The following is an 11728-nucleotide window of genomic DNA, read 5'->3' as shown; positions in this document are numbered from 1 at the left end:
TGTACCACAAAGAAGACCCCCTATGCCCCTACACCCCTACACCCGCGCGTTTTGGTCACTAAGACTATTTTTTTGCAAAAAATAAAAAGCTCAAATTCTCAAAAGGCTTTGTCAGTCAAACCCTGTTGATTTTAGATTTTGAATTGGGGAATCTCTTTATCTAAATATAAATACGCTATTTGCGGTATAGCTTTTTACAGGAGAAAACATATAAAAAATTTCAATTCTCTTCCAATATATATGAATATTTGTTCATATATAATAGATGAATCTTAGAACGAGTCAGGAGAAAATTATGACCAACGTAACCCAATTAAAATGCGCCTGTGAACCTTGCTTATGTGTTGTTTCCTTAGAGGATGCCATTCAAAAGGACGGTAAATACTACTGCTCAGAAGCCTGTGCTGAAGGGCATCAAACAATGCAAGGTTGTGGTCACACCGGCTGTGGCTGTTAAAAAAGCACTCGGGATTAGAGACTGGGGACTAGGAATTTTCTTCCCCAGTACCCAATCCTCAATTCCCAGTACCTAATTTACAGAGTAGACATCACATCTTGTGCGGCTTTTAGCGTCCGCTCAATATCTTCTTCTGTGTGGGCAATGGAAGTAAACCCTGCCTCAAATTGAGATGGTGCTAAGTAAATACCACGCTCCAACATACCGCGATGGAACCGCCCAAACTTAGCTGTATCGGATTTTTTGGCATCCTCGTAGTTATGGACAGGTCCATTCGCGAAGAATAGACCAAACATCCCACTGATTTGACCGCCGCAAGCTGCGTGACCTGTTTCTTTGGCAATTTGCAGCAAACCATCAGCTAACTTTTGAGTTATGCTGTCCAAATACTCGTATGTACCTGGTTTTTGCAGCAATTCCAGCGTTTTAATTCCAGCAGTCATTGCCAAGGGGTTACCAGAAAGCGTTCCAGCTTGATACACCGAACCTGCGGGAGCAACCATTGACATGATATCGCGACGACCGCCGTAAGCTCCTACTGGCAAACCACCGCCGATAATCTTGCCTAAAGTTGTTAAATCAGGGGTGATGCCAAACTTCTCCTGTGCGCCGCCGTAGGCTATGCGGAAGCCCGTCATCACCTCGTCAAACACCAATAACGCCCCATGCTCGTGAGTTAGCTCTCGTAGACCTTCTAAAAAGCCAGCATCGGGAGCAATAAACCCAGCATTGCCAACAATTGGCTCTAGAATGACACCAGCAATTTCGTCGCGGTTTTGTTCAAACAGTTCCTTGACAGCTTCCAAGTCATTGAAAGGAGCAGTCAGGGTGTTGGTAGTAGCTGATTTAGGAACGCCTGGAGAGTCCGGTAAGCCCAGTGTGGCTACACCAGAACCTGCCTTTACTAAGAACATATCGGCGTGACCGTGGTAGCAGCCCTCAAACTTGATAAGTTTATCGCGTCCGGTGAAAGCTCGCATCAACCGCAGCACTGCCATACAAGCTTCAGTACCGGAGTTAACAAATCTTACCATTTCGATGCTAGGAACGGCATCGATGACCATTTCTGCCAGTATATTTTCTAGCACACTGGGCGCACCAAAGCTAGTCCCTTTTTCCAAGGCTTCATGGAGTGCTGCAATCACCTCAGGATGAGCATGACCGCAAATGGCTGGTCCCCAAGTGCCGACATAGTCAATGTATTGGTTGTCATCCACATCCCAAATGTACGCGCCTTTGACACGGTCAAAAACGATAGGTTGTCCACCCACGGACTTGAAGGCTCGGACAGGGGAACTGACTCCTCCTGGCATGAGATTTTGGGCAGCAGCAAAGATTTCTTGTGATTTTGTAGTTTTAATCGTTGTATTTACCAAAGTTCTCTCCTACAGTGAGAATAAAAAGCTCTATCCTAGGATAGGGGTAAACACTGCTTATAAGTTATATCGTAGTAATATACTAGAACTTATATCCTAGTAAACTAGCTGAACCAGGAAAATAACAATATGTTGTACAAGTCCAATCAAGACTTGCCAATTGAGATTCGCACTCGTTTATCCGAGGCATACCAGGATTGGTACCGAGCTGCTTTTAACTCGGCAATCGACTGGTACGGTGAAGCAGCAAAGGCTCACAAAGTGGCGTTGAGTGCTGTGAGGATGCAATCCGCAATGCATAAAAGTGTCGTTTAAAGTTGGGAAAGAAAGTGAGTAAAAAAACATATCAGATGCCCTATGTAGAATGGTATCGTGAACGAAAGACCTATTTCTAACAGCAACATTGCATCTGGTATGTTTTCTTCCGATTTACACTCACTACACCACGCCATTCCTGTGGAAAAAATTCGTTACGATGAAAAGGGTCTAGTGCCAGCGATTGTCCAAGATCATCTGGATGGCACTATTTTAATGATGGCGTGGATGAATCGAAAGTCGCTAGAAAAAACTTTGGAAACTGGAGAAAGTTGGTTTTGGAGTCGTTCCCGTCAGGAGTTGTGGCATAAGGGAGCGACTTCTGGGCATATTCAGAAAGTAAAAAGCATCCGTTATGACTGTGATAGTGATGCGCTACTAGTTGGGGTAGAACAGGTAGGAGATATTGCCTGTCATACTGGTGAGCGCAGCTGCTTTCATCAAGTTGATGAAAAAATTGTTCCACCACCAGGGGATACATTGTCGCAATTGTTTGCTGTGATATGCGATCGCCGCGATAACCCAAGTGAAAGTTCCTACACCTGTAAGCTGTTTGCAGGGGGAGATAACAAGATTTTGAAAAAGATTGGTGAGGAATCTGCTGAGGTGGTGATGGCGTGTAAGGATGATGATGCGGATGCGATCGCTTCTGAAGTTGCTGATTTGTTTTACCACACTTTAGTCGCTTTAGCTCATCACAAAGTTGATTTAAAGGAGGTTTATCGCAAGTTGCAAGAACGTAGGAAGTGATAGGAACCGCCAAGGCGCAAAGGACGAAAACAGTTCCCGGATTTAAGTAGTACTAGGTGCGGTGTCGCTCAAAGAGCCAAATTAACTCTCCATTTGGTGCCAGTAAACGGCTCATCTTTAGTAGGAGCTAACCCCACAGTTCCGTCTGCTGTCCTACCATCCAGCCATCTGGGACCATTAATATTTCCCTGATTTTCCAATGCAACGACTCCAGGACAGGACTAGATTAGTGTCAACATTAGGGGGGTCTTCATTTGGTGCAATGCCGTACTGCCACCCCAACACCTGAGCGTTGCAGTCTGGACCGGTTGGCGCAAAGGCTGGGGCGTTCGCCTTAGTCGTCCGGTCAAGTGGTGGCTCATTGGACCAAATGATGGAAGTCCCCACATTGGAGTTGTTTCTTACGGCTTGGCAGTAGGCATCTGAGAAGCCGCCTTCAATGGTGTCAGAGTAGAAGCCCGGCTTGTAGATGCTGGACGCAAGGGTATCGAACCAGCCCTGAATCCATGGAGCGGCGATGTTCGACTGTATCTCGATATCAGCGAAGATAGCCACGCCATTAGGGATTCCCAGAGCCTCAGCGTTACTGATGGCTTTCCTGGCTGCTGCTTCACCCGCGCTGTATTCAGTAAGTGGGTTATATGTCGGTCCGAAACTTTGATCCACGACGAGAATCTTGATGCCATTTCGCTGGGCGAGTGCTACTTCATCAGCAGTCATCCCATATCGACCACCGAGATACCTGCCGAAGAAGTCAGGACTGCCGTAAGTCGTGCGGATTTGGTCGAGGAACGACTGCGTGATGGATTGCACGGAGTCAACTCCCCAAAACGTCTTAGCTTGTATTCTCCATCTAGTGCCCGTATATACTCCCTCATAACCAGGAGCGAGTCCCACTGTGCCGTCTGCTGTTCTGCCGTCTAGCCATTACGATCCCAAGTTTTGTAGGATTACAAACCGTAGTTAAGTTTTCAGAAGGAAGTAAGTTCAGGTTGCTTTCCCTAGTAGTAGTTGGAGCGTGGTTGGGAGGTAATATTGGTTGGCAAGCGTTAGTCACACAAGAAAAGTACTTGTTTCTTCGGAAAATAGCTATTGCCTTTGCTTCCATAGGTGGCACCAGTTTCAATACGGCTGATCTAACCAATGCGATTTTTACTCAAGCTACGCTTAAAAGTACAGATTTACGAAACGCTAATCTAACACTTACCAACTTTCATTTAACAAAAAATCTAGACCGTGCCAGAGTAGGTAACACAATTTTAATGAATGCTAAAGTTCGAGATTTACTCGTTAGCAAAAGAGGTAAAAATAAGTCATACGCGGGATGTAATCTTAAAGGCGCAAACCTTGCAAATGCAGACTTAAGTTATGTTAATTTAACAGAAGCAGACGTTAGTGAAGCCACATTTTTTCAGGCAAATTTAGAAGGAGCAAATTTAACTAAAATTCAAGCGCTCAAAACGAATTTTCAAAAAGCACGGATGACAGCAGCTTATTTAGAAGCGTGGAATATTGACAGTACTACTCAGTTAGCAGAGGTAATTTCTGACTATGTTTATCTTTTAAATAATCAACAAGAACGTCGCCCCAGCAGTGGAAAATTTGCTCCAGGGGAATTTACTAAAATATTTCAAAAAGCTTTGCATACCGTTGATTTAATTCTGCGTAATGGCTTGAATAAAGCAGCGCTGGAACATTGGTTTTGGCAATTAAAAATTGAAAATGAAGGTACAGAACTTTCTATTCGTAGCGTGGAAGATATTGGTGATGGTGTTGTACTGGTAAAAGTGAATGTATCAGCAACTGCTAATAAGCAAAAAATTCACGCTGACTTTACCCAGTATTACGAAAGTGCTTTCAAAGCCATAGAAGAAAGATATCAAGCCCAACTTCAAAGTCAACAAAGACAGACTGAAGAATGGAGAGAAATTGCTCATGTTTTAGCTAGCAGACCTATTAATTTTTCTCTTAATCTTCCTGAAATCAACGCTGTAACTTCGCGTCAATCTCTATCAGGGACTTCGGTTATCCTCAACTTAGGGGATGGTGATTTTGAAAGTGGGTTTCCATCTATCACCGCTCAGATATGCGAAGGCGGTAAGATACAAACCCAACGTATGGGTAAATTGCTGCCAGCACCAGAAATTCCTAAACTCTATAGTGGCAGTACGACAAGCACGGGAGATGCTACAAGGCTTAGAAAATGACTTTCCCTGTGCAACTTGGTTGCCAGTGATTTTTCAAAATCCTGCCCAGATGCCAGTGGTTTGGTAGTAGCGCAGATGAGTTCAAATATTCACTCTCCGTGAATATTCTCGAACAAAACGGTAATACACGGTAGCAGCACCCTTACATGCTATTCGTCGTGGCGTGGACTGTTCCTCGTTGCATTTGCGATCCATATCCTCCTTAAATCTACTGTCACATCTGGCAAGACCTTCTCTACCGAGGCTGCAGTTCCGAACCTTGGCATAACAAAGAAGCAGTCAGTACAAATGAAGAAAGTTTCAAAGCTTTCATGATTTCTCTCTGTTTTGTTTGTGGTAATTGGTTTCTTTACAGCAGTCTGACCACCGTAAAAATGTCTTAATTAAACTTAATCTATGGTTAAGTTTGGCTTATGCAGCCTATTTGGGTTAAGAGTAGGTGAATCGCACTTATACAAAACAAAAACTGTAACCCAGTGCGATCGCCTTCTTGTCTATTACTCATCCCAAAAGCCAGAGTTTTATACAAAATCCCAAAAATTATTTTTTGTAACAACTTTTATAATCGCTAGATACTTAAGCAGAGTAAAAAGCAGAAGTCCGGTATTTTCCCAGTGAACAGGCATTTAGCCTAACAATTGGCGCACCAAATACAGCCTGGTTAATAGGGACTTCATCTAGTTAGCTAGAGAAAACAAGCGTTAAAACATATGGTAGCTCTCTTAACAGATAGCAATATCAGCAGTGCTGTTACAACAATGGATGAGCAACTGACAAAGTTAATAACAGAGGCGCAAAAGCATCCTGCTGAGTCTCAGGAGCGACAGAAAATTTTAACCCAGATGGTGGATGAAATTATGCGATCGCGCAAAATTTGCCGTATGCCTAAAGGTCAATCGCTATATGGTGTTTATCAAGAGATTTACCAGCAAGTACGACGGCAACTTTTGCATGATGTTGACGAAGCTCTCGACAGTTACAACGTGCAACGTACAACCGTGAGAGAATGGGCAAATATCCTGCGATTGCGCGCTTGTAAAAAGATACTAGATGATGCACGACTTCAAAGACTAGCTCTAATAGCCCAAGAGTCTAAACCCCAAACTGAAGAACGTGATTATGCGTTAATCGAACTGCTGGAAGCAATTCGATTATCTGGCAAGCTTTGCCGTCCGCATATCAGAAAAATTCCCGCTGAGTTTTATCAACTTATTTATGAGGAAGCAGTTAATAAAACCTTGCTTTATATCTGCCGAAACATTAACAATTATGACCCTAATAGAGGGAGAACAGGTAGTTTAATGACATGGGTCAATTTTCGACTAGATAGGGTAGTTATAGAGGTTTGGGGTGAATTCTTAAAATCTGAGAAATCACTTTCCTCAGAAGATATCGGCAATTTACCGACGCCTCAAGAAGAACCTTCATTATTTGAAATAATTCGGGAATGCATAGAAGAAGATGCTGACAAAATTTTCCAGCGAAAACAGATGAGAAATCGGCCAGACGCTAACTTTCGGGCAATAGCCTTGGCAACAATGTCTGGGAAAAGCTGGGAAGAAATTTCAGCACAATTCGGAAGAATTAAGGTGGCAGCACTGAGTAACTTTTTTCAGCGTTGTTGTCGGCATTTTGCCCCCAAATTTCGAGAATATTTGTAGAGCTAGTTAGACTGAGCGGAGTAATTAATTATGAGCTACACAATTGAACCTTTGACCTTCACAGTAACGCTTACTTTGTCAGCTCACTCAAAAGCGAAACAGTTTGCACGTCACCAATCTAATCCTCAGAAAGCTAAACAGGTTTATAACAATACTTTAGCAGTTTCTGCCGTAAATTTTTATTTACAATGTCTGGGATTTGAAACTGATTTGGAGAAAAGCGATAGTTGGAATCCGGCGATGCAGTCGCTGATGGATGTTGCTGATTTGGAAGTAAAAGCTCTCGGTAAGTTAGAGTTACCCCTCAGCCAATTGCGATCGCTCGAAGATTTGCCAAGATATCTGAGGGAAAATCAGCCGCAGACAGTGGCGATAGACTTGAGACAATGGTTTGAGGGGGTTTTTACCGCAGGTTGGCAGACTGTGGACGCACTGTTTAGTACACAAGCCACCAATATGGCTTTAAGTACTCGCAGCGCTGAACCGTTTCGAGAAAATGATCCTTTTCATCCAGCTAATAGCGTTAGCGCAGGCAAGCAATTTGACTTGGGAATGCAACTTGCTTATCATCGAGTTGTGCTGATGGTCACGATCGCACCAGGAGCAAATGAAGAAGTGGACATTCGCGTACGGGTTTGTCCAACTGGTAAGCAACGTTATCTGCCACCTGGTCTGCAACTAATTGTGTTGGATGAATCCGGAGCTACTTGTCCGCAACTGGAAGCTCAAGCTAAAAGTGATGATAACTGGATACAACTGGAGTTTAGTGGCGAACCAGGAGAACGGTTTAGTGTTAAGGTAGGCTTGGGCGATGAAAGCCTCACAGAAGATTTTGTGATTTGAGTGCATCATCGCTAACGCTTAGAAAATGACTTTCCCTGTGGTATTTAGGGTTGCCAGTGATTTGCCAAAATCCTGCCGTGATGCTAGTGATTTGGTAGTAGTGATGGCTTGTAAGGATTTGGCTTTAGAGGCGATCGCTTCTGAAGTTGCTGATTTGTTTTACCACACTTTGGTCGCTTTAGCTCATCACAAAGTTGATTTAAAGGAGGTTTATCGCAAGTTGCAAGAACGCCGGAAGTGATATAAACCGCCAAGCCTCACATATACAGCGGTTTTCAGTCTTTTGTCGCTGATGAGCCACTCGCTTGCTAGTTCACTGTTTGGTTCTCAGCATTCGATTGAGGTACTGCAAAGTAGCGATGACGATGACAGTACTCAAAGTTAAGCCTATCCAAAAGCTATCAACTACGATTTGAGCTTGGTCTAAGACCCAACCGCCCAAGGGAGGACCAATAAAATAGCCAGCAGCCCAGCACAGGGAGCTAATGGAGAAATAAACCCCGCGTTGGGAAACTGGGGCTAGGTCGGTGACTAGGGATGAAGCAGAGGGGGTGTAGGAGGCAATAGCAAGGCCAAAAACTCCCAATGCCAAAGTTGCCCATACCAATTGATGAGATGAAGCAATACCTGTTACCCAAATGAGGCTGAAACTCACAGCACACAGCATTGTAGAAATAGTGAATACTTGAGCATGATTGAAATGCCTTAAAACACGGGCAATCGGCAGTTGACCTAAAGTTGTAACAGCTAGATGCCAAGCGAAAAGCGCACTGATAGTAGTTTCAGTAAATCCTTTTGCCGATTCTCCAACTGATACAAAGTTTTTGAAGTAGATGGGGAGGGTGCTGTGTAGTTGGGAAACGTACATGGTGAAGATGATATTCACAAGGACGTAAACCCTGAAAGGAGGATTGCGTAATGCTGCTATCCAAGAAGCTGTCTGTGAAGTTGCTTCTTGTCTTGTCTTTTTTGGTTGATAGGTTTCTTGTATTACTAAATAAACAACTGTAAAAAATAGTATAAAAGAGACTGTATCGATAATAAATAGCAAGCGATAACTTCCTGTTGTTGCTATCAAAACCCCTCCTAGCACGATTCCCATTCCCATACCAAGATTGTCAAAAAGTCGGGTAAGGGCGTAAGCTTCACGACGATTTTCAGGTGGTGTGACATCACCAACAACCGCTTCATTTGCTGGCCAGTATAAACCTAAGCCTAAGCCACAAATCAGGTTACCAATCACTAGATTGACAAAATTACCAGCCGCCGCCAACACCAGAGAACCAATTGCCGAAACTGCTGCTGAAAGCAACAAAGTGCGGCGGCGCCCAATTTGAGGAGAATCAGACAAAACACCGCTCAAAATCCGCCCTAAAACCCCAGAAACTGAGGCGCTGCCCAAGGCGATGCCAACAGATGTTGCAGATAAACCTACTTTGTTAACGAAAAAGATAGGAGCGTAAAATAGTGTAAACCCAGTACCAAGTTCTGAGAGAAATCTACCAATAGCTAAGAGCCACACTTGAGGACTTAACTTTGCCAGAAAGGTTAATTTATACCTTGTCAAGAATTTCACTCCAACTGTTAAATGAGGGCAAGTTGGCTGACATGCTTAATTGTAAGAATAACTATTGGAATGAGTACACTCCTCTTTGGACTCATTTTTTCTAACTGTCATCTTTCTCGTTTTCATTCCAAAGGTAGGGATCGGGTGAACCTTAGACAAAGCCGGGCAACCTTGGTCAAACCGCCCACCCAATTAATTACTAACCAGACCACAAATCGTAGGGTGGGCATTGCCCCTAAAAGCATGGGTGATGGACATTTGAGATATTGGTGAGCAATGCCCACCTAAAAGAAAGCGCTGTATGACTGTAACCAGACCGTCATTGATGGGTACAGAGTATGAGGAGAATGGCTAACTGGGGGGCGATGGAGAGAGATTTCAAATTTTGTGCCTCTTGGGTTGGAGTTACACGCTTTGTAGGGCATATTTTGAATTGATTTGTCTTTTTGCCCTCCTTATCCCCATCTAGTAGACCTAAAATTAAGAATTTTTTGTAATTCTTATCATTTGCTGGAATTTTCCTCACTGATTCCACAGAGTTTCCACAGACACTTTCCTATTTTCCACAGCTGCCTGACGCTGTTACAAGGTCTTGCCCTATTACTGGGGATTTCTTTGTGTTGCGGGCAGGAGTCTTGAGAAACTGAGTTTTTGTTAAGAAAAATTAAAAAAAACAACTGAAATCCTGATTCTTTCGTGATGATTTATTTTTTTTCAACTCCTTCTTAATATTTCGCAGCATTGACAACCCCACCCCCTTTTGACGCAAAATGATGCGGCTTGCTTTTTTAGTCCGTTGAACTGCTGTGTAGAATTACCTAAGCTGTTGCCGCAGATTGTCGGACAGCCTAAGGGCTGTGTGTTCCCACTATGGCTTATTAGAGGCAAGTTTCCCCATTGGAAAACTTCAAAGGAGACGAATTTTATGAATGCAACAGTTAGCATATTTACAGAAATTCCCGAAACACTTCATGAATCACTCAAAAGCTACTTGGAAACACATCCAGACTGGGATCAAAAACGTGTACTGACCGCAGCGCTGTCATTGTTTTTACTTCAAAATGGAGATAGCGATCGCCGCGCTGCCCGGGTTTATCTAGAAACTTTGTTTCATCAGTGCTAAATAGAAATGCGTTGCCCAAATCAGGGGTTTAAGCAAAACTTGGAATTGATGAACCGTCAGTTGCTGCGTAATATCTACTGGAATGGTCACAAAGCGGGCATAACGCCTTTGCGCGTTCCATAACCACCAACACCGCAAAGGCTGTGTTGGCGGCACAACCTCAAGGCTTTGTATTGATGTATCAGGGTTATTTTTTTCGGCGCTTTTAAGTGAGGAAGTTGAAGCACAATATGAGGAGCGCCATTTAGGTGATAAGCATCTTAAACGGCTAAGCAGTCCGTTTGTTTCCCTTCGTTAATGCAGCATATCAGCAATCAAAAATCTTGAGTGGCGGTAGTCGCCACTCAAGATTATCGCTTGCACCATCACGAATTTTTTTGAAGTTATCAAGCTTAAACGTAACAGAAATAGTCCGATGTGTTTGCCAGCACTTAATTTGCTTGGCTGTCAACAGGTAAAAATACTACTAAAGGATGAAATATAAAGTATGAACTGTTTCATCCTTCATCCTTTATGCTTCCTCCTTTAGACTTGATTATGGTTATGGTTATGCTCCAGTTCTAGAACTCAACAAATCTACACCTCAAAGCAATGCCTGACTTTTGATTGTGCGGTCACTGGGTTCAAGGGCTTGTATTAAGGTTATTTTTTAACCTTAATTCTAAGTAAAACCATTGTCATTCACTGATTTTGGCGGCAATATTCCTTACTATTGCGATTTTTCAGACTGCTGGACTTGAGAAGGGCATTCAAATTTATACCCAACCCCACGTACCGTTTGAATTAATGCTGGTTGGGTGGCGTCAGCCTCAATCTTCTTACGAATTTGACCGATATGTACATCTACAACCCTTTGGTCACCGACGTACTCGTAGTCCCACACCTCCTGAATCAGTTCAGCGCGTCGCCAAACTCGACCTGGATGGCTGGCTAAAAAATGCAACAAGTCAAATTCCAAAGCAGTTAACAGCACGGGTAGATTGTTAAGTGTGACCTCCCGGCGTACTGGGTCAATCATCAGCTTTTCAAATACCAGGCGCTTCTGTTCTGCCGTAGTGACAACACGCTGACGCCTTAAAATTGCTGCCACTCTGACTTCCAGTTCTCCCAAACCAAATGGCTTGGTGAGATAGTCATCAGCACCTTTAGAAAAGCCGCGAATCTTGTCCGCTTCATCTGCACGGCTAGTTAGCATCAATACAAAAACTCCGTTACGGCTTTGCATCTCTTGGCAGAGGTTAAACCCAATGACGTCTGGTAAATTTACATCTAAAATCACCAAATCTGGGTTAAATTGCTCAAACAGCGCTAGAGCAGTCTTACCATCTTCTGCAGCCTCTACCTGATAGTTTTGCTTGATTAAAAAGCGTTGGATTAAATTCCGAACCGCAGGGTCGTCATCAACTACAAGAATCTTGGCAGGAGCCAT

General features: G+C 43.4%; 13 protein-coding genes and 1 pseudogene. 8 read left to right on the top strand and 6 right to left on the bottom strand.

The annotated features are described in order from the left end of the window. Nucleotides 1–295: 295 nt before the first annotated feature. Nucleotides 296–457 carry a metallothionein gene (locus ACM0OZ_RS08135; RefSeq protein ID WP_414582285.1) on the top strand — a complete coding sequence of 54 codons (162 nt, stop codon included), beginning with the start codon at nt 296–298 and terminating at the stop codon, nt 455–457. 77 nt (nt 458–534) lie between these two features. Here the strand turns inward: ACM0OZ_RS08135 and hemL are convergent, their stop codons facing one another. After that, a complete protein-coding gene (gene hemL, locus ACM0OZ_RS08130; protein WP_414582284.1) occupies nt 535–1833 on the bottom strand; it encodes a glutamate-1-semialdehyde 2,1-aminomutase in 1299 nt (432 codons plus the stop codon). A 129-nt stretch (nt 1834–1962) separates the two neighbouring features. Here hemL and ACM0OZ_RS08125 point away from each other — a divergent pair, with 129 nt between their 5' ends. Together ACM0OZ_RS08125 and hisIE are read left to right on the top strand one after the other, a co-directional pair. Continuing rightward, a complete protein-coding gene (locus ACM0OZ_RS08125) occupies nt 1963–2148 on the top strand; it encodes a ChaB family protein (RefSeq protein WP_414582283.1) in 186 nt (61 codons plus the stop codon). 99 nt (nt 2149–2247) lie between these two features. Next, nucleotides 2248–2898, top strand: coding sequence for a bifunctional phosphoribosyl-AMP cyclohydrolase/phosphoribosyl-ATP diphosphatase HisIE (gene hisIE / locus ACM0OZ_RS08120; RefSeq protein WP_414582317.1), 651 nt, complete (start codon nt 2248–2250; stop codon nt 2896–2898). A 68-nt stretch (nt 2899–2966) separates the two neighbouring features. Here the strand turns inward: hisIE and ACM0OZ_RS08115 are convergent, their stop codons facing one another. Together ACM0OZ_RS08115 and ACM0OZ_RS08110 are read right to left on the bottom strand one after the other, a co-directional pair. After that, complete coding sequence (locus ACM0OZ_RS08115) at nt 2967–3098, bottom strand: hypothetical protein (RefSeq protein WP_414582282.1); 132 nt, start codon at nt 3096–3098, stop codon at nt 2967–2969. Next, a complete protein-coding gene (locus ACM0OZ_RS08110) occupies nt 3076–3795 on the bottom strand; it encodes a glycoside hydrolase domain-containing protein (protein ID WP_414582281.1) in 720 nt (239 codons plus the stop codon). The genes ACM0OZ_RS08115 and ACM0OZ_RS08110 overlap by 23 nt, the downstream gene beginning before the upstream one ends. A 95-nt stretch (nt 3796–3890) precedes the next feature. Between ACM0OZ_RS08110 and ACM0OZ_RS08105 the strand changes: the two genes are divergently transcribed. Next, nucleotides 3891–5105: a pentapeptide repeat-containing protein gene (locus ACM0OZ_RS08105; RefSeq protein ID WP_414582280.1), complete on the top strand. Its 1215-nt coding sequence runs from the start codon at nt 3891–3893 to the stop codon at nt 5103–5105. 81 nt (nt 5106–5186) lie between these two features. Here the strand turns inward: ACM0OZ_RS08105 and ACM0OZ_RS08100 are convergent, their stop codons facing one another. Then, nucleotides 5187–5384 carry a phospholipase A2 gene (locus tag ACM0OZ_RS08100; RefSeq protein WP_414582316.1) on the bottom strand — a complete coding sequence of 66 codons (198 nt, stop codon included), beginning with the start codon at nt 5382–5384 and terminating at the stop codon, nt 5187–5189. A gap of 431 nt (nt 5385–5815) precedes the next feature. On the opposite strand from ACM0OZ_RS08100, the gene ACM0OZ_RS08095 reads away from it, so the two are divergent. The 3 genes and pseudogenes from ACM0OZ_RS08095 to ACM0OZ_RS08085 all read left to right on the top strand — a co-directional run. Then, on the top strand, nt 5816–6766 hold the full coding sequence (locus ACM0OZ_RS08095) for a hypothetical protein (RefSeq protein ID WP_414582279.1): 951 nt from the start codon (nt 5816–5818) through the stop codon (nt 6764–6766). Nucleotides 6767–6796: 30 nt separating this feature from the next. Then, nucleotides 6797–7609, top strand: coding sequence for a DUF1822 family protein (locus ACM0OZ_RS08090; protein ID WP_414582277.1), 813 nt, complete (start codon nt 6797–6799; stop codon nt 7607–7609). A 97-nt stretch (nt 7610–7706) separates the two neighbouring features. Next, nucleotides 7707–7850: pseudogene (locus ACM0OZ_RS08085) on the top strand (bifunctional phosphoribosyl-AMP cyclohydrolase/phosphoribosyl-ATP diphosphatase); the annotation flags it as partial. Nucleotides 7851–7922: 72 nt separating this feature from the next. Here ACM0OZ_RS08085 and ACM0OZ_RS08080 read toward each other — a convergent pair. Continuing rightward, the gene (locus ACM0OZ_RS08080; protein WP_414582276.1) at nt 7923–9176 is read right to left on the bottom strand and encodes an MDR family MFS transporter; all 1254 of its coding nucleotides are present in this window, start codon (nt 9174–9176) and stop codon (nt 7923–7925) included. Nucleotides 9177–10101: 925 nt separating this feature from the next. Here ACM0OZ_RS08080 and ACM0OZ_RS08075 point away from each other — a divergent pair. Further along, nucleotides 10102–10299, top strand: a complete 198-nt coding sequence (locus tag ACM0OZ_RS08075; RefSeq protein WP_041039473.1) for a DUF2811 domain-containing protein — start codon at nt 10102–10104, stop codon at nt 10297–10299. A 709-nt stretch (nt 10300–11008) separates the two neighbouring features. Here the strand turns inward: ACM0OZ_RS08075 and ACM0OZ_RS08070 are convergent. Further along, nucleotides 11009–11728 carry a response regulator transcription factor gene (locus ACM0OZ_RS08070; protein ID WP_414582274.1) on the bottom strand — a complete coding sequence of 240 codons (720 nt, stop codon included), beginning with the start codon at nt 11726–11728 and terminating at the stop codon, nt 11009–11011.

It is taken from the genome of Scytonema sp. PCC 10023 (genome assembly GCF_963920835.1).
Lineage (GTDB): Bacteria > Cyanobacteriota > Cyanobacteriia > Cyanobacteriales > Nostocaceae > Kalymmatonema.
The sequence above is the reverse complement of the archived record's forward strand: the minus strand, read 5'-3'. Positions and strand labels throughout refer to the sequence as shown.